Source organism: Palaeococcus ferrophilus DSM 13482 (genome assembly GCF_000966265.1).
GTDB lineage: Archaea > Methanobacteriota_B > Thermococci > Thermococcales > Thermococcaceae > Palaeococcus > Palaeococcus ferrophilus.
The window spans coordinates 1-15,613 of sequence record NZ_LANF01000011.1 but is presented as its reverse complement, the minus strand read 5'-3'; the positions used below and the strand labels follow the sequence as shown (position 1 = coordinate 15,613).

General features: G+C 56.2%; 29 protein-coding genes and 1 pseudogene. All 30 read left to right on the top strand.

Features of this window, described 5'->3' with window-relative positions; genetic code table 11:
* The first annotated feature begins 6 nt into the window (after positions 1–6).
* Positions 7–774 carry a putative RNA uridine N3 methyltransferase gene (locus PFER_RS05160; RefSeq protein ID WP_048149484.1) on the top strand — a complete coding sequence of 256 codons (768 nt, stop codon included), beginning with the start codon at positions 7–9 and terminating at the stop codon, positions 772–774.
* Position 775: 1 nt separating this feature from the next.
* A complete protein-coding gene (locus PFER_RS05155) occupies positions 776–1,813 on the top strand; it encodes a 50S ribosomal protein L3 (protein ID WP_048149482.1) in 1,038 nt (345 codons plus the stop codon).
* An 11-nt stretch (positions 1,814–1,824) separates the two neighbouring features.
* Positions 1,825–2,592, top strand: a complete 768-nt coding sequence (rpl4p, locus tag PFER_RS05150; protein WP_048149481.1) for a 50S ribosomal protein L4 — start codon at positions 1,825–1,827, stop codon at positions 2,590–2,592.
* Between the two features lie 6 nt (positions 2,593–2,598).
* The gene (locus PFER_RS05145; protein WP_048149480.1) at positions 2,599–2,859 is read left to right on the top strand and encodes a 50S ribosomal protein L23; all 261 of its coding nucleotides are present in this window, start codon (positions 2,599–2,601) and stop codon (positions 2,857–2,859) included.
* A gap of 11 nt (positions 2,860–2,870) precedes the next feature.
* Positions 2,871–3,590, top strand: coding sequence for a 50S ribosomal protein L2 (locus tag PFER_RS05140; RefSeq protein ID WP_048149479.1), 720 nt, complete (start codon positions 2,871–2,873; stop codon positions 3,588–3,590).
* An 11-nt stretch (positions 3,591–3,601) separates the two neighbouring features.
* On the top strand, positions 3,602–4,003 hold the full coding sequence (locus PFER_RS05135) for a 30S ribosomal protein S19 (RefSeq protein ID WP_048149477.1): 402 nt from the start codon (positions 3,602–3,604) through the stop codon (positions 4,001–4,003).
* Positions 4,004–4,014: 11 nt separating this feature from the next.
* Positions 4,015–4,479 (top strand): 50S ribosomal protein L22, encoded by a 465-nt coding sequence (locus PFER_RS05130; protein WP_048149475.1) that lies wholly within the window; start codon positions 4,015–4,017, stop codon positions 4,477–4,479.
* 4 nt (positions 4,480–4,483) lie between these two features.
* Complete coding sequence (locus tag PFER_RS05125; RefSeq protein ID WP_048149473.1) at positions 4,484–5,116, top strand: 30S ribosomal protein S3; 633 nt, start codon at positions 4,484–4,486, stop codon at positions 5,114–5,116.
* A complete protein-coding gene (gene rpmC, locus PFER_RS05120; protein ID WP_048149471.1) occupies positions 5,113–5,313 on the top strand; it encodes a 50S ribosomal protein L29 in 201 nt (66 codons plus the stop codon). The genes PFER_RS05125 and rpmC overlap by 4 nt, the downstream gene beginning before the upstream one ends.
* A gap of 8 nt (positions 5,314–5,321) precedes the next feature.
* A complete protein-coding gene (gene yciH, locus PFER_RS05115; protein ID WP_048149469.1) occupies positions 5,322–5,618 on the top strand; it encodes a stress response translation initiation inhibitor YciH in 297 nt (98 codons plus the stop codon).
* Positions 5,504–5,881 carry a ribonuclease P protein component 1 gene (locus PFER_RS05110; protein ID WP_157255099.1) on the top strand — a complete coding sequence of 126 codons (378 nt, stop codon included), beginning with the start codon at positions 5,504–5,506 and terminating at the stop codon, positions 5,879–5,881. The genes yciH and PFER_RS05110 overlap by 115 nt, the downstream gene beginning before the upstream one ends.
* Complete coding sequence (locus PFER_RS05105) at positions 5,878–6,213, top strand: 30S ribosomal protein S17 (RefSeq protein WP_048149465.1); 336 nt, start codon at positions 5,878–5,880, stop codon at positions 6,211–6,213. Before PFER_RS05110 ends, PFER_RS05105 begins: the two co-directional genes overlap by 4 nt.
* A gap of 4 nt (positions 6,214–6,217) precedes the next feature.
* Complete coding sequence (locus PFER_RS05100; protein WP_048149462.1) at positions 6,218–6,643, top strand: 50S ribosomal protein L14; 426 nt, start codon at positions 6,218–6,220, stop codon at positions 6,641–6,643.
* 10 nt (positions 6,644–6,653) lie between these two features.
* Complete coding sequence (gene rplX / locus PFER_RS05095) at positions 6,654–7,016, top strand: 50S ribosomal protein L24 (RefSeq protein WP_048149459.1); 363 nt, start codon at positions 6,654–6,656, stop codon at positions 7,014–7,016.
* Between the two features lie 2 nt (positions 7,017–7,018).
* The gene (locus PFER_RS05090) at positions 7,019–7,765 is read left to right on the top strand and encodes a 30S ribosomal protein S4e (protein ID WP_048149457.1); all 747 of its coding nucleotides are present in this window, start codon (positions 7,019–7,021) and stop codon (positions 7,763–7,765) included.
* A gap of 11 nt (positions 7,766–7,776) precedes the next feature.
* On the top strand, positions 7,777–8,316 hold the full coding sequence (locus PFER_RS05085) for a 50S ribosomal protein L5 (protein WP_048149455.1): 540 nt from the start codon (positions 7,777–7,779) through the stop codon (positions 8,314–8,316).
* Between the two features lie 3 nt (positions 8,317–8,319).
* Positions 8,320–8,490, top strand: a complete 171-nt coding sequence (locus PFER_RS05080; RefSeq protein WP_048149452.1) for a 30S ribosomal protein S14 — start codon at positions 8,320–8,322, stop codon at positions 8,488–8,490.
* Between the two features lie 11 nt (positions 8,491–8,501).
* Positions 8,502–8,894: a 30S ribosomal protein S8 gene (locus PFER_RS05075; RefSeq protein ID WP_048149451.1), complete on the top strand. Its 393-nt coding sequence runs from the start codon at positions 8,502–8,504 to the stop codon at positions 8,892–8,894.
* Positions 8,895–8,904: 10 nt separating this feature from the next.
* Positions 8,905–9,459: a 50S ribosomal protein L6 gene (locus PFER_RS05070; RefSeq protein WP_048149449.1), complete on the top strand. Its 555-nt coding sequence runs from the start codon at positions 8,905–8,907 to the stop codon at positions 9,457–9,459.
* 10 nt (positions 9,460–9,469) lie between these two features.
* Positions 9,470–9,850, top strand: coding sequence for a 50S ribosomal protein L32e (locus PFER_RS05065; protein WP_048149447.1), 381 nt, complete (start codon positions 9,470–9,472; stop codon positions 9,848–9,850).
* A 5-nt stretch (positions 9,851–9,855) separates the two neighbouring features.
* Positions 9,856–10,302, top strand: coding sequence for a 50S ribosomal protein L19e (locus tag PFER_RS05060; RefSeq protein ID WP_048149443.1), 447 nt, complete (start codon positions 9,856–9,858; stop codon positions 10,300–10,302).
* Between the two features lie 5 nt (positions 10,303–10,307).
* The gene (locus PFER_RS05055) at positions 10,308–10,904 is read left to right on the top strand and encodes a 50S ribosomal protein L18 (RefSeq protein WP_048149441.1); all 597 of its coding nucleotides are present in this window, start codon (positions 10,308–10,310) and stop codon (positions 10,902–10,904) included.
* A 6-nt stretch (positions 10,905–10,910) separates the two neighbouring features.
* The gene (rpsE, locus tag PFER_RS05050) at positions 10,911–11,618 is read left to right on the top strand and encodes a 30S ribosomal protein S5 (protein ID WP_048149440.1); all 708 of its coding nucleotides are present in this window, start codon (positions 10,911–10,913) and stop codon (positions 11,616–11,618) included.
* 11 nt (positions 11,619–11,629) lie between these two features.
* Positions 11,630–12,094: a 50S ribosomal protein L30 gene (locus PFER_RS05045; RefSeq protein ID WP_048149438.1), complete on the top strand. Its 465-nt coding sequence runs from the start codon at positions 11,630–11,632 to the stop codon at positions 12,092–12,094.
* Positions 12,095–12,104: 10 nt separating this feature from the next.
* The gene (locus PFER_RS05040) at positions 12,105–12,548 is read left to right on the top strand and encodes an uL15m family ribosomal protein (protein ID WP_048149436.1); all 444 of its coding nucleotides are present in this window, start codon (positions 12,105–12,107) and stop codon (positions 12,546–12,548) included.
* 36 nt (positions 12,549–12,584) lie between these two features.
* Complete coding sequence (secY, locus tag PFER_RS05035) at positions 12,585–13,979, top strand: preprotein translocase subunit SecY (RefSeq protein WP_048149434.1); 1,395 nt, start codon at positions 12,585–12,587, stop codon at positions 13,977–13,979.
* Positions 13,980–14,077: 98 nt separating this feature from the next.
* Positions 14,078–14,671 (top strand): adenylate kinase, encoded by a 594-nt coding sequence (locus tag PFER_RS05030; RefSeq protein WP_048149433.1) that lies wholly within the window; start codon positions 14,078–14,080, stop codon positions 14,669–14,671.
* Positions 14,664–15,185, top strand: a complete 522-nt coding sequence (locus PFER_RS05025; RefSeq protein WP_048149431.1) for an EMC3/TMCO1 family protein — start codon at positions 14,664–14,666, stop codon at positions 15,183–15,185. The genes PFER_RS05030 and PFER_RS05025 overlap by 8 nt, the downstream gene beginning before the upstream one ends.
* Positions 15,186–15,239: 54 nt before the next feature.
* Positions 15,240–15,506: a 50S ribosomal protein L34e gene (locus PFER_RS05020; protein WP_048149429.1), complete on the top strand. Its 267-nt coding sequence runs from the start codon at positions 15,240–15,242 to the stop codon at positions 15,504–15,506.
* A gap of 14 nt (positions 15,507–15,520) precedes the next feature.
* Positions 15,521–15,613: pseudogene (locus PFER_RS12420) on the top strand ((d)CMP kinase); the annotation flags it as partial.

The following is a 15,613-nucleotide window of genomic DNA, read 5'->3' as shown; positions in this document are numbered from 1 at the left end:
CAGACAATGGCATGGCATATATTCATTCCAGATTCGCTCCTCGAGGAAACACGGGACATGAAGATAGCGACGTACAAGGTCGGACAGATAGCAAGGGCGGCATCAATCTTCGGTGTTGAGCACATTTGGATTTACAACGCCGGCGGGAAGGACGGCAAGTTCATAAAGCTCGTCCTGCAGTATGCCGAAACCCCCCAGTACCTCAGGAAGCACCTCTTCCCCATAAGGCCCGAGCTGAAGTACGCGGGAGTGATACCCCCGCTGAGAACGCCCCACCACAAGCTCAAGGGGGAACCCCACACCGGGGAAATCCGGGAGGGCGTAATAGTTAAAAAGGGGTTCGCGGACATCGGCCTCGATGAACTCGCACGGGTTCAGGGCGACGTGCCCAAAGGGCGCGGAACGTTCAAAGTAACGTCGGTGCAACCCCTAAGGGTCGTCCCGGCAGAACCCGAAGAGTACTGGGGGTACAGGGTGCATCTAACACGAAAGAGCCTCGCAAAAGCCCTTGAAAGGGCTGGGCTCGATGAGGTAATAGCCACCTCCCGCAACGGGGAGGACGTGAGAAGGAAACGCCCCCGCCTCGAAGGGGAGGTTGGGATTGTCTTCGGCTCCCCGAGGAGAGGGGTGCTGGAAATACTGAGAGATTCGAATGAGGATTATGAATTTGATCTAATCCTCAACACAATTCCCAATCAAAAAACGGAGACCGTCAGAACAGAGGAAGCCGTGATGGCGACCCTGGCGGTGTTTAATTTCATAAGGAGGGATTGAGATGGGAAAAGTTAGCAGACCAAGGAGAGGTTCACTTGGCTTCGCTCCCAGGAAGAGGGCCAAGAAAATCGTCCCAAGGATACGCAAGTGGCCCCAGGAAGAAGAGACCAGACTGCTCGGCTTTGCCGGCTACAAGGCAGGAATGACCCACGTGCTCATGATAGACGACTGGCCGGGAAGGCTCACCAACGGGAAGGAGATATTCATGCCCGTCACCATAGTGGAAGTTCCGCCCATGGTGGTCTACGGAATCAGGGCCTACAAGCAGGGCTACCTCGGACTTGAGACGGCCACTGAGGTCTGGGCACCCAACCTTCACCCCGACCTCAAGAGGAGGATAAAGACCCTCCCCAAGGACTACAACGAGGAGGCCTTCCAGGAGAAGCTCGGCAAGCTTGAGGAAATGATAAACGCCGGCGAGATCGTTGAGATAAGGGCCCTCGTTCACACCCAGCCGAGGCTCACCAAGATCAAGAAGAAGCCCGACGTTATGGAATACGCCATAGGCGGAAGCGACGTTGCTGCGAAGTTCGAATACATAAAGAACTACCTCGGCAAGGAGATAAGGGCCAGCGAGGTTCTTAAGGAGGGAGAGCTCCTCGATGCCATAGCCGTCACCAAGGGTAAGGGCTTCCAGGGCGTCATCAAGCGCTTCGGCGTCAAGCTCAGGTCCCACAAGGACAGCAAGGGAAGGAGGAAGGTTGCCTCAATAGGCCCGTGGCACCCGACGAGGGTCATGTGGACGGTCCCCATGCCCGGTCAGATGGGCTTCCACACCAGGACCGAGTACAACAAGAGGCTCCTTCGCATAGGGGAGAACGGCAAGCTCAAGCTTGGCGACGAGGAGATAGAGATAACCCCGAAGGGCGGCTTCCCGCACTACGGAGTTGTCAGGAACGACTTCCTTATGATTGCCGGAACCCTTCCGGGCTCAATCAAGAGGATAATTAGGTTCAGGCCGGCCATAAGGCCACCCCAGAGAAGGCCTGAGGTTCAGGCACCACAGATAACCTACGTTAGTAGGGAGTCAAAGCAGTGAGGTGAGGGAGGATGAAGGTTCACGTTTACTCTTTAAACGGCGAGCCCGTTGAGGAGATCGAGCTCCCAAAGGTCTTTGAGACCCCGTTCAGGCCCGATCTCATAAGGAGGGCGGTTATAGCCTCATGGACCCACAGGATACAGCCCTGGGGTACCGACCCCATGGCGGGCAAGAGAACGAGTGCCGAGTCAATAGGAAAGGGCCATGGAATGGCCAGGGTTAAGAGGATGAAGACCTCTCCGAGGTACGCGGCCTTCGTGCCCTTCGCCAGGGGCGGAAGGAGAACCCACCCGCCGAAGGTCGAGAAGATCATCGCCGAGAGGATAAACAAGAAGGAGCGCAGGCTTGCCCTCATGAGCGCCATAGCGGCCACCGCAAACGCCGACATCGTTAAGGAGAGGGGCCACGTCATAGAGGGCCTTCCGCAGGTTCCGCTCGTCGTTGAGGACGCCCTCGAGGCCATCGGAAGGACGGCCGAGACCAGGGAGATATTCAAGAAGCTCGGCGTCTGGGCGGACATCGAGAGGGCCAAGAAGAACACCAAGATAAGGGCAGGTAAGGGTAAGATGCGCGGAAGGCGCTACAAGAAGGCCAAGGGCCCGCTCATCGTCGTTTCGAAGAACGAGGGGATAATCCAGGGTGCCAGGAACCACCCGGGTGTTGACGTTGTTGTGGTTGACAACCTCGGCGTCGAGTTCCTCGCTCCGGGTACCCACCCGGGAAGGCTCACCATCTGGACCAAGGGAGCCATCGAGAGGTTAAGGGAGATATACGGGTGATGCGAGATGGACGTCTACAAGGTTATTGTCAGGCCCGTCGTTACAGAGAAGGCCGTCTCGATGATCGAGACCGAGAACAAGCTTACCTTCATAGTTGACAGGAGAGCTACAAAGAGCGACATCAAGAGGGCCGTGGAAGAGATATACGGCGTCAAGGTTGAGAAGGTTAACACCCTCATAACCGCCAGGGGAGAGAAGAAGGCCTACGTTAAGCTCAAGCCCGAGTACAGCGCGGGTGAAATTGCCGCCAAGATAGGATTGTTCTGAGGTGAGTGAAGATGGGTAAGAGTCTGATTCAACAGAGGAGAGGAAAGGGAAGCCCCACCTTTAGAGCTCCATCTCACAGGTACAGGGGTAGGGTGAGGTACCTCCCCATCAACAAGACCCAGCAGAAGACCCTCAGGGGTGTCGTGAAGGAGATACTCCACGACCCCGGTAGGACCGCCCCGGTTGCGAGGGTTAAGTTTGAGGACGGCAGCGAGAAGCTCATCATCGCCCCCGAGGGAGTGCTCGTCGGTCAGGAGGTTTACATCGGACCGGAAGCTCCGATAGCCATAGGCAACACGCTCCCGCTCTCAAAGATACCCGAGGGAAGCTACGTTTACGACATCGAGGGCGTCCCCGGCGACGGTGGAAAGTACGTCAGGGCAGGAGGAACCTACGCCCTCGTCGTCAGCAGGGAGAAGGACAGGGTCATAGTCCAGCTCCCGAGCGGTGAGCTCAAGCACTTCAAGCCTGACTGCAGGGCCACCATAGGAGTTGCCGCCGGCGGCGGTAGGCTCGAGAAGCCCATAGTCAAGGCAGGAAAGGCCTACTATATCATGAAGGCCCGCAACAGGTTCTGGCCGAAGCCGAGGGGTGTCAAGATGAACGCGGTCAACCACCCGCACGGTGGTAAGGAGCACCACATCGGAAGGCCAAGCACCGTCGCAAGGAGAGCCGCTCCTGGTCAGAAGGTCGGTCACATAGCTGCGAGAAGGACTGGAGTGAGGAAGTGAGGTGAAGGAAGATGGCTAGGAAGAAGGAGTTTTATTATCGCGGTTATAGCCTTGAGGAGCTCATGAACATGCCCCTCGATAAGGTCGCCCAGCTCCTCCCGAGCAGGCAGAGGAGGAGCCTCAAGAGGGGCTTCACGCAGGACCAGAAGAAGCTCATCAGGAAGATTCGCCTGGCTAAGAAGGGCAAGTACAAGAAGCCCATAAGGACCCACAGCAGGGACATGGTCATCCTTCCCGAGATGGTCGGCATGACCATCCACGTCTACAACGGGAAGGAGTTCGTGCCCATCGAAATAAAGCCCGAGATGATCGGCCACTACCTCGGCGAGTTCGCCCTCACGAGGAAGATCGTCCAGCACGGCTCACCGGGTGTTGGAGCCACCAGGTCATCAATGTTCGTAGCGGTCAAGTGAGGTGAGTGGGAATGGTTAAGCGCAACTACTCCTTCCAAAATTTTGACCCCGAGAGGATGGCGAGGGCCCTCGCGAGAGACCTTAGGATATCCCCCAAGCACTCCATTGAGGTGTGCAACGCCATCAGGGGCATGATGCTCAACGATGCCATCAGGTACCTCGAGGACGTCGTAGCCCTCAAGAGGCCCGTTCCCATGAGGCGCTTCAACGACAGCCAGGGCCACAAGAGGGGTAAGGGCTTCGGCCCCGGAAGGTACCCCGTCAAGGTCTCAAAGGCCGTACTCAAGCTCCTCCACAACGTCAGGAACAACGCGGAGCAGAAGGGTCTTGACCCCGACAGGCTCAGGATCATCCACATCAAGGCCGATAGGGGTCCAGTGCTTCCGGGATACATACCGAGGGCCTTTGGAAGGGCCACACAGTTCAACCAGCAGACCACCCACCTTGAGGTAGTGGTTGAGGAGATTAGGGGGTGAGTAGATGGCAATAGAGAGATACTTCATCAGGGAAGGCGTTAAGGAAATGCTCATTGACGAGTACCTTGAGAAGGAGCTCAGGAGGGCCGGCTATGGCGGCCTCGATATCAAGAAGACCCCCCTTGGAACCAAGGTCACGATCTTCGCCGAGAGCCCCGGTTACGTCATAGGTAGGGGCGGAAGAAGGATAAGGGAGCTCACGAGGATACTCGAGAGGCAGTTCAACCTCGAGAACCCGCAGATCGAGGTAGAGGAGATAAAGAACCCCTACCTCAACGCCAAGGTTCAGGCCGTCAGGCTTGCCCAGGCCCTCGAGAGGGGCATACACTTCAGGAGGGCGGCCTACTCCGCCATAAGGACCATCATGAACCGCGGCGGGGCCAGGGGTGTTGAGATAAGGATCAGCGGAAAGCTCACGGGAGAGAGGGCCAAGAGCGTCCGCTTCTACCAGGGCTACCTCGCCAAGGTTGGAAACCCGGCTGAAACCCTCGTTAGCAGGGGCTACGCCCAAGCCATCCTCAAGCTCGGAGTCATGGGCGTCAAGGTCAGCATACTTCCACCCGATGCGAAGCTCCCGGACGAGATAGAGGTCCTTGAGAAGAAGGAGGAAATCGTTGAAGAGGTGAGCGAGCAATGAAGCCCAGTGAAATTAGGGAGATGAGCCTTGAGGAGATAAACGAGAAGATCAAGGAAGTCAGGATGGAACTCGCCAAGGAGAGGGGTATGCTCACCATGGGGACCTCCCTCGAGAACCCCATGAAGATAAGGTCCCTCAAGAGGGACCTCGCCCGTTTGCTCACAATAAGGAATGAAAAGCTTAGGGAGAGAAGGTGAGGTAGGTAATGCCGAGAATCGTAAACCCCATAGATGAGATGTTGTTCAAGGAGGTCGTGAAGGAGCAGCAGAGGATTAGGGTGTACATCGAGAAGGGACGCTACGGGAAGCTCAAGACCATCGTTGACGGTATAGACGAGAGGGAGTTCGACCTCGATAAGATTGCAAAAACACTCAAAGGTAAGCTGGCATGTGGCGGAACCGCAAAGAACGGAAGGATAGAGCTCCAGGGCGACCACAGGGACAGGATCAAGAAACTCCTAGTGGAGCTTGGGTTTTCAGAGGACCTCATAGAGATAGAGTGACTCCGAAAACCTTAATATGGCACGAGCTCATAGGACTCAAAGCGAAGGTCATAAAAAGCCCTCATCTGGGGTTTATCGGAATAGAGGGGTACGTGATAGACGAGACGAAGAACACCCTCAAAATCCTGGGGGAACGGCTCTACACCGTTCCCAAGGACCAGGTCGTGATGGAGTTCGAAGCTGGCGATAGAAAAATCATAGTGGATGGGAAGGAGCTGGTTGGAAGACCCGAGATGAGATTGAAAAAGAGGTGGAGAAGATGAGAGACATCGGATTGGGTGTGAAAGCCCCCGAGAAAACTTGCAATGATCCCAAGTGCCCCTGGCACGGACACACCAGGGTCCACGGCAGGGTGCTGGAAGGAGTGGTCGTGAGCGACAAGGCCAAGAAGAGCGTGACGGTTGAGATGCAGCACTACCGCTACCTCAAGAAGTACGAGCGTTACGAGCTCAGGAGGAGCAGGATACACGCCTACAACCCAGAGTGCATTGACGCCAAGGTTGGTGACAGGGTGCTCATCGCGGAGACCAGACCGCTCAGCAAGACAAAGAGCTTTGTTGTTGTTGCCATAACCAAGCGCGCCGAGGAGGTGTGAGACCATGGCGAAGAAGGGTGCAGGTGCTACCAGGGGACTCAGCCCCGTGAGACCGACCCGCGCTCTCCCCGTTGGGGCCTACCTCAAGTGCGCCGACAACAGCGGTGCCAAGATACTCCAGATCATAGGCGTCGTTGGCTACAAGGGCACCAGGAGGAGGCTGGCTTCAGCCGGCGTTGGTGACATGGTCATAGCGAGGGTCAAGAAGGGAAGGCCCGACATAAGGCACCAGGTCGTTAGAGCGATTATAGTCAGGCAGAGGAAGGAGTACAAGAGGCTTGACGGCATGCGCGTTAAGTTCGAGGACAACGCCGCCGTCGTGACAACCCCGGAGGGCGTGCCCAGGGGAACCGAGATCAGGGGCCCCATAGCGAGGGAGGCCGCCGAGAAGTGGGTCAGGCTCGGAAGCATAGCGAGCACGATATTGTGAGGTGAGAGAGATGAAGATAAAGAGTAAGCAGCCCAAGAAGCAGAGGAAGTTCCTTTACAATGCTCCCCTTCACCTCAGGCAGAAGATAATGGCTGCCCCCCTGAGCAAGGAGCTCAGGGAGAAGTTCAGCGTGAGGAACATGCCCGTAAGGGTGGGGGACAAGGTTAAGGTCATGAGGGGCGACTTCAAGGGCCACGAGGGTAAGGTCGTTGAGGTTGACCTCAAGCGCTACCGCATAAACGTGGAGGGAGTCACCCAGAAGAAGGTCAACGGGACAGAGGTGTTCTACCCGCTTCACCCGTCCAACGTCATGATAGTTGAGCTCAACCTCGACGATGAGAGAAGGAAGAAGATAATTGAGAGGAGGGCGTGAATATGGCGAAGAAAGGAGCTAGGAGACACCTTAAGAGGCTTGCCGCTCCAACTTCCTGGTACATCGAGAGAAAGACCTACAAGTGGGCCGTCAGGCCTAGCCCCGGCCCGCACTCAATGAGAACCTCAATACCGCTCCTCTACATAGTCAGGGACTACCTCGGCTACGCCAAGACCGGAAGGGAGGCAAGGAAGATACTCAACGAGGGCAAGGTCCTCGTCGATGGCAAGGTCAGGAAGGACTACCGCTTCCCCGTGGGTATCATGGACGTCGTTTCCATCCCCGCCACGGGAGAGCACTACCGCGTTCTTCCCAACAGGATAGGCAAGCTCATACTCCACCCGATAAGCGAGGAGGAGGCCAAGATCAAGCCCCTCAGGATAAACAACAAGCGCATGGTCAAGGGCGGACACATACAGCTCAACCTCCACGACGGAAGCAACCACCTCGTGAGGCTCAGCTCCCTTACCGACGAGACCAAGGACAAGTACCACACCTACGACACGCTCCTAATGCAGATGCCGGAGCGCGAGATAGTCGAGATACTGCCCTTCGAGGTCGGCGCCTACGTCTTCGTTACCCAGGGTAAGAACGTCGCGAGGAAGGGTAAGATAGTTGAGGTCAGGCACTTCCCGGCTGGATGGCCGGACGTTATAACCATCGAGGACGAAGAGGGAGAGCTCTTCGACACCCTCAAGGAGTACGCCATCGTTATTGGAAAGGACTCCCCCAAGATTTCACTGCCATGAGGTGAAGCGAGATGAAGGAAGCCATATTGAAGGACTGGGAAGCTCACCCGATGAGAAAGCCCAGGATTGCGAAGGTCACGATTAACATAGGCGTTGGCGAGAGCGGTGAGCGCTTAACTAAGGCCGAGACGATGCTCGAAAACCTCGTCGGCCAGAAGCCCATAAGGAGGAGGGCCAAGCAGACCAACAGGGACTTTGGAATCAGGCGCGGAGAGCCGATAGCGGTTAAGGTCACCCTCCGCGGCGAGAAGGCCTACGAGATGCTGAAGAGGCTCCTCGCTGCAGTTGACAACAAGGTCAAGGCGAGCAACTTCGACGAGCACGGAAACCTCTGCTTCGGCATTGCCGAGCACATCAACATACCCGGCGTCGAGTACGACCCGGAGATAGGTATCTTCGGTATGGACGTCTGCGTTACCCTCGAGAGGCCCGGATTCAGGGTTGCCAAGAGGAGGAAGAGGAGGCACCACATCCCGACCAAGCACAAGCTCACCAAGGAAGAGGGTATCGTGTTCATGCAGGAGGAGTTTGGTGTTATCGTGGAGGGATGATGGATGGCGAAGGCCGATTACAACAAGAGAAAGCCGAGAAAGTTTGGTAAGGGCGCGAGGAGATGTGTTAGGTGCGGCCAGTTTGGCCCGGTCATCAGGATACACGGACTGATGCTCTGCAGGCACTGCTTTAGAGAGATGGCCCCCAGGCTGGGCTTTAAGAAGTACGAGTGAGGTGGTGGGAGATGACTTTACTTGACCCGTTGGCGAATGCATTATCACACATGACGAACAGTGAGAGGGTTGGAAAGAAGGAGGTCTACATAAAGCCGGCCTCCAAGCTCATAGGAGAGGTTCTCCGCGTCATGCAGGAGAACGGCTACGTGGGCGAGTTCGAGTTCATTGACGATGGAAGGGCCGGCATCTACAGGGTGCAGCTCATAGGAAAGATCAACAGGACCGGTGCCATAAAGCCACGCTTCCCCGTTAAGGCGAGGGACTACGAGAAGTGGGAGAAGCGCTTCCTCCCGGCCTTCGACTTCGGCCTCCTCATCGTCTCGACCTCCCAGGGTCTCATGACCCACAAGGAGGCCAGGGAGAAGGGCATCGGTGGAAGGCTGATAGCTTACGTCTACTGAGGTGAGAGCGATGCCAGTTGATGCGTGGGTAAAGGAAGAGGTTGCGATTCCAGAGGGAGTGAGCGTTGAGGTTAGCGGTAACGTCGTGAAGGTCAAGGGCCCCAAGGGCGAGCTCGAGAGGGAGCTCAAGTACCCGGGCGTTAAAATCTTCACCGAGGACGGCAAGGTAATAGTCTACAAGGAGTTCCCGAGGAGGAGGGACATAGCCATAGCCAGGACCTTCAAGGCCCACATAGCCAACATGATAAAGGGCGTCACCGAGGGCTTCACCTACAAGCTCAAGGTAGTCTACAGCCACTTCCCGATGACCGTCAAGGTTCAGGGCGACGAGGTTCTCATCGAGAACTTCCTCGGTGAGCGCGCCCCCAGGAGGGCCAAGATACTCCCGGGAGTCACCGTCAAGGTCATGGGAAGCGAGCTTATAGTGGAAAGCATAGACAGGGAGAAGGCCGGCCAGACCGCTGCCAACATCGAGCAGGCCACGAAGGTTAGGGGCAGGGATAGAAGGGTCTTCCAGGATGGTATCTACATCGTGGAGAAGGCCGGGAAGCCGATAAAGTTCTGAGGTGAGAGAGATGGAGAAAGCGAGACTCTTAAGGTTGAGGGCCAAGATCAAGAGGAAGAAGCCCGAATTCCGCAGGCAGGAGTGGTGGAGGTACCCACGCTTCAAGAACAACCCCAAGTGGCGCAGGCCCAAGGGAATTGACAGCAAGATGAGGATGAAGTGGAAGGGCAAGCCCGCCCTTGTCAGCGTAGGCTGGCGCTCACCAAGGCTCGTTCGCGGTCTCCACCCGAGCGGCTACGAGGACGTCCTTGTCCACAACGTCAAAGAACTCGAAGCTCTCGACCCGAGCAGGCAGGCAGCGAGGATAGCGGCAACCGTCGGCAAGAAGAAGAGGGAGCTCATAGTCGAGAGGGCTAAGGAATTGGGTATTAAGGTGCTTAACGCGAGGTGAAGCTCATGCTCAAGACTCAGAGGAGAATCGCTGCTGAACTCCTTAAGTGTGGCGAGAACAGGGTCTGGTTTGACCCGGAGAGACTTGAGGATATCTCCGCGGCCATCACAAGGGAGGACATCAGAAGGCTCATAGACGAGGGCGTCATCAAGAAGAAGCCCATGAAGGGGCAGAACAGGTACAGGACTAAGGTCAAACTCGAGGCCAAGAAGAAGGGCCGCCACCGCGGTCCTGGAAGCAGGAAGGGTAAGAAGACAGCAAGGATGGGCAAGAAGGAGCGCTGGATAATGACCATAAGGGCCCTCAGGAAGGAGCTGAGGAAGCTCAAGGCCGAGGGCAAGCTCGACGCCCACACCTACAGGAACCTCTACATAAGGGCCAAGGGTGGACAGTTCAAGAGCAAGCACCAGCTCTACCTGTTCATGGAAGAGAGAGGAATATTGAAGAGGTGATATGAATGGCTCACGGACCAAGGTATAGGGTTCCATTCAGAAGGAGGAGAGAGGGTAAGACTAACTATCACAAGCGCCTTGCGATGCTCAAGTCCGGGAAGCCGAGGCTCGTTGTGAGAAAGAGCCTCAACCACCACATCGCCCAGATAGTGGTGTACGCTCCCGAGGGGGACAGGACTTTGGTTTCGGCCCACACGAGGGAGCTCATGAGGGAATTCGGCTGGAAGGGCCATGGAGGTAATACGCCGAGCGCCTACCTCGTGGGGCTCCTCCTCGGCTACAAGGCCAAGAAGGCCGGAATAGAGGAGGCAATCCTCGATATAGGACTCAACCCACCCGTGAGGGGCTCAAGCATCTTCGCTGTCCTCAAGGGTGCGGTTGACGCTGGCCTCGACGTCCCCCACAGCGAGGAGATATACCCGGGCGACGACAGGATCAGGGGAGAGACCATCGCAGAGTACGCCAAGGCCCTCAAGGAGGAGGACGAGAACCTCTACAGGAGGCAGTTCTCGGGATACCTCGTCAAGGGCCTCGAGCCTGAGAGGCTCCCCGAGCACTTCGACGAAGTGAAGGCGAGAATAGAGGAGAAGTATGGGGAGTGATGAGAGATGAGCCAGAACTGGAATGAGTACGCTCAGAGGGTTTTAGAGGAGTGGCAGCCGAGGACCAAGCTCGGCCAGCTCGTCAAGGAGGGCCAGATCACCGACATCCACGAGATATTCCGCAAGGGGTACCAGATAAAGGAGCCCGAGATAGTTGACGTGCTCCTCCCCGAGGTCAACGACAGGCAGAACCAGGAGGTCCTTGACATAGCCCTCACCGTCAGGATGACCGACAGCGGTAGGAGAATCCGCTTCAGGGTTCTGGCAGCGGTTGGCAACAGGGACGGCTACGTCGGCCTTGGAATAGGTCACGGAAGGGAAGTTGGAATCGCCATAAGGAAGGCCATAAGCTACGCCAAGATGAACATCATTGAGATCAAGCGCGGCTGTGGAAGCTGGGAGTGCAGGTGCAGGAGGCCGCACTCAATACCCTTCGCCGTCGAGGGTAAGGAGGGTAGCGTTAAGGTCAAGCTCATGCCCGGTCCGCGCGGTCTCGGACTGGTCATAGGTGACGTCGGCAAGAAGATACTCAGCCTCGCAGGTGTCCACGACGTCTGGTCCCAGACCCTCGGTGAGACGAGGACTACCGTCAACTTCGCCAAGGCAGTCTTCGATGCCCTCTACAACACCAACCGCGTTGCCATCCAGCCCGACATGGTGGAGCGCTACGGCATAATCGTCGGTAGGGAGATGTCACAGAACTTCGAGCTATGAGGTGAGCAAAGATGGCAAAGGTGGCTATAGTTAGGGTAAGGGGAAGAGTCGGTGTGAGGAGAGAGGTGAAGGACACCCTCGCGATGCTCCGCCTTCACAAGGTCAACCACATGGTCATAGTGGACGACACCCCGAGCTACAAGGGAATGATACAGAAGGCAAAGGACTACATAACCTGGGGCGAGATAGACAGGGAGACCCTCGCCAAGCTCCTCCGCAAGAGGGGCAGGCTCAGCGGCAACAGAAGGCTCACCGACGAGTACGTTCAGGAGAAGCTCGGGATGAGCATTGAGGAGTTCGCCGAGAAGGTAGTGAACGGCGAGATGAAGCTCAGCGACCTTGAGGGCCTCAAGCCGGTCTTCAGGCTCCACCCGCCGAGGGGTGGCCACAAGACCATCAAGAGGACCTTCAAGGAGGGCGGGGCTCTCGGATACCGCGGCGAGAAGATTAACGAGCTCCTTGAGAGAATGATGTGAGGTGTCTACAATGATCAGGAGAAAGAAAAAAGTGAGGAAGCTCCGCGGGAGTCACACTCACGGATGGGGATGCAAGAAGAAGCACCGCGGCGGCGGTCACAAGGGCGGTAAGGGAATGGCAGGAACTGGAAAGAGGAGCAAGGCCAAGTGGACCTGGGTCATCAAGTACATGCCCGACCACCTCGGAAAGCGCGGCTTCCACAGGCCCAAGGCTGTCCAGAGGGAGGTCGTGGCGGTCAACCTCAGGTTCATAGACGAGCACCTCGATGAGCTCATGGCCATAGGCTACGCCTACGAGGAGGACGGCAGGGTAATCGTTGACACCACCCAGTTCGCGGACAAGGTTCTCGGAACCGGCAGGCTCAGCAGGCCTCTGATCATCAAGGCCTACGCCTTCTCCCCGAAGGCCCAGGAGAGGATTGAGGAGGCCGGGGGAGAGGCCCTCCTCGCCTGATTTCTCTCTTTATTTAAAATCCCCGGGGTGTAAAACATGGGAGTAAGGGAAGTCGTATACGCCATTGAACGGGCATTTCCGGAGATTGAGAGGCCCAAGAGGCACGTTCCACTTAAGGAGAAGCTTGCGTGGACGGGCGTCGTTCTCGTGATATACTTCATCCTCGCGGAGATACCCCTCTACGGTATCCCCAAGCAGGTTGCCGACTACTTCGCATCGCTCAGGTTCGTGCTCGCCGGTAGGAGTGGTTCAATCCTCACCCTCGGTATAGGTCCCATAGTCACCGCTGGAATCATTATGCAGCTTCTTGTTGGTTCCGAGATACTGCCCCTCGACCTTTCAAACCCCGAGGACAGGAGGTTCTATCAGGCCCTCCAGAAGGTGTTCTCGGTGTTCATGTGCTTCTTCGAGGCGGCTATCTACGTATTCGCGGGTGCCTTCGGTAAGGTTGGAGCCGACCTAGCGATGAGTATGGCGATACTCGTGACGCTCCAGCTGGCCTTCGGTGGAGTAATGCTCATGATAATGGATGAACTCGTGAGTAAGTGGGGGGTTGGAAGCGGTATAAGCCTGTTCATCGCAGCGGGTGTCTCCCAGACAGTCATAACGAGGAGCTTTAGCCCCCTCAAGGCAACGGGCTACTTCATCCCGGGGACGCAAGATGAGGCCTTCGCGGGAGCAATACCCGCGTTCTTCCAGTACCTGATGCACGGGGACATCAGGGGTGCCTTCTACAGGGGCAACCTCCCGGGTCTCTGGAACGTCATAGCCACAATAATAGTCTTCCTCATCGTCGTTTACCTCGAGAGCATGCGCGTCGAGATACCCCTCAGCTACGGTAGAGTAACCGTCCGCGGAAGGTACCCGATAAGGTTCATGTACGTGAGCAACATACCCATCATCCTCACCTTTGCCCTCTACTCCAACATCCAGCTATGGGCGAGATTGCTCGAGAGGTTCGGCCACCCGATACTTGGAACCTTCGACCAGAACGGCTACCCGATAAGCGGCTTCGTCCTCTTTACGAGGCCCCCGAGGGACATCCTTAGCGTCACGAGCTGGCCCCACCTGCTCGGCTACGCACTCATGACGATAGCCTTCAGCATACTCTTCGGATACCTCTGGGTTGAGCTCACGGGTCTCGACGCTAAGAGCATCTCAAGGCAGCTTCAGAGGGCAGGTATGCAGATACCGGGCTTCAGGAGGGACCCGAGGATACTGGAGAGGGTGCTCAACAAGTACATCCCCTACGTGACCTTCATGGGCTCCCTCGCCATAGCCATAGTGGCGGTCACAGCGGATCTGTTGGGTGCCCTCGGTACTGGAACGGGAATACTGCTGACGGTGGGTATTCTCTACAGGTTCTACGAAGAGATAGCAAGGGAGCAGGTCAGCGAAATGTTCCCGATGCTCCGCAAGCTCTTCCAGTGAGCTTTTCCCTTTTCTCCCTTTGGATTTTCAATTTGCCGCGACCATGGAAAACTTTTAAAGGGCCCCTCATGATTTCATCTTGTTGGTGGTGAGACTTCATGCCTTCATTCGTCGTGGTTATCACGGGTATTCCGGGTGTTGGAAAGAGCACCATAACAAGACGCGCCATGGAGAGGGCCAGGGTAGAGTACAGACTCCTCAACTTCGGTGATTTGATGTTTGAGGAGGCGGTGAAGCAGGGGCTGGTGAAGCACAGGGATGAGATGAGGAAGCTAAGCCTTGACGTCCAGAAGAAGCTCCAGCTCAGGGCGGCGGAAAAGATCAGGGAGATTGCCGAGAAGGAGCCGGTGATCCTCGACACCCACTGCACCATACGAACGCCCCTAGGTTACCTCCTTGGATTCCCGAAGGACGTTATAAAAACGATAAACCCCAACTTCATAGTCATAATCGAGGCGTTCCCAAGCGAGATACTAGGAAGGCGCCTCCGTGACCTCAAGAGGGACAGGGACGTTGAGACGGAGGAGCAGATAAAGCGCCACCAGGACCTTAACAGAGCTGCAGCCATAGTATATGCCATGTACTCGGATGCTCTCATCAAGATAATTGAGAACCACGAGGATAAGGGTCTCGAGGAGGCCGTGGAGGAGCTTGTAAAAATACTTGATCTGGCGGTGGGTAAATATGCTTGAGGTAATATACGAAGCCATGGATGCCGCATTCGGCGGGATAGTGTTAAGCTTGAGCCCCCTGTGGGTGGCCACGATATTTGGAATAATCATGGGCACTTTCTACACCTTCGTCAACAGGCACTTCGTTGACCAGGAGAAGATGAAGAAGCTCCAGCAGATGAGCAGGGAGCTTCAGGCGGAGATGAAAGAGGCACAGGCCAAGAAAGACGAGAAGAAGATCAAGAAACTTCAGCAGAAGCAGCTTGAGATGCTCAGGCTCCAGAACGAGGTCATGAAGGACGCGATGTTCAAGCCAATGCTCATTAGCTTCCCGATGTTCATAATCTTCTACGGGTGGCTTGCACGCTACTACGTGGAGACCGCAATAGTTAAAATACCCTTCAACTTCTTCCTGGTTGACTGGTTCCACAGGGCCACTGCCCTGCACTCAAACGAGCTCGGTTTCCTTGGATGGTACATCCTCACATCCTACATCGTCAGCTCCATAATCAGGAAGCTGCTCGATATGGCGTGAGCTAAAAACTTAAAAAGGCAACCCAAAAACAAATCTCAGCAAGGAGGTGTTGATATGAAGCCCATGTACAGGTCAGGTTCATGGAAGAAGAGGTACGTGAGGACTCCCGGTGGGAGAGTCAGCATTCACTTCAAGAGGAGAAAGCCAAAGATCGCCCACTGCGCCATGTGCGGAAGGCCGCTCAACGGTATCCCGAGGGAGAGGCCTAGCGGCATGAGGAAGCTCGCCAAGACCGAGAAGAGGCCCGAGAGGCCGATGCCACACCTCTGCCCGGTGTGCATGAGGAGGGTCATGAAGGCGCAGGTAAGGGCAAGCATCTGAAACCGGCGATGAACATGGCGAAGAGGGGCATAGTCATCACGGTCAGCGGTCTCGCGGGGAGCGGAACCACAACCCTCTGCCGCAATCTCGCGAGACACTATGGGTTC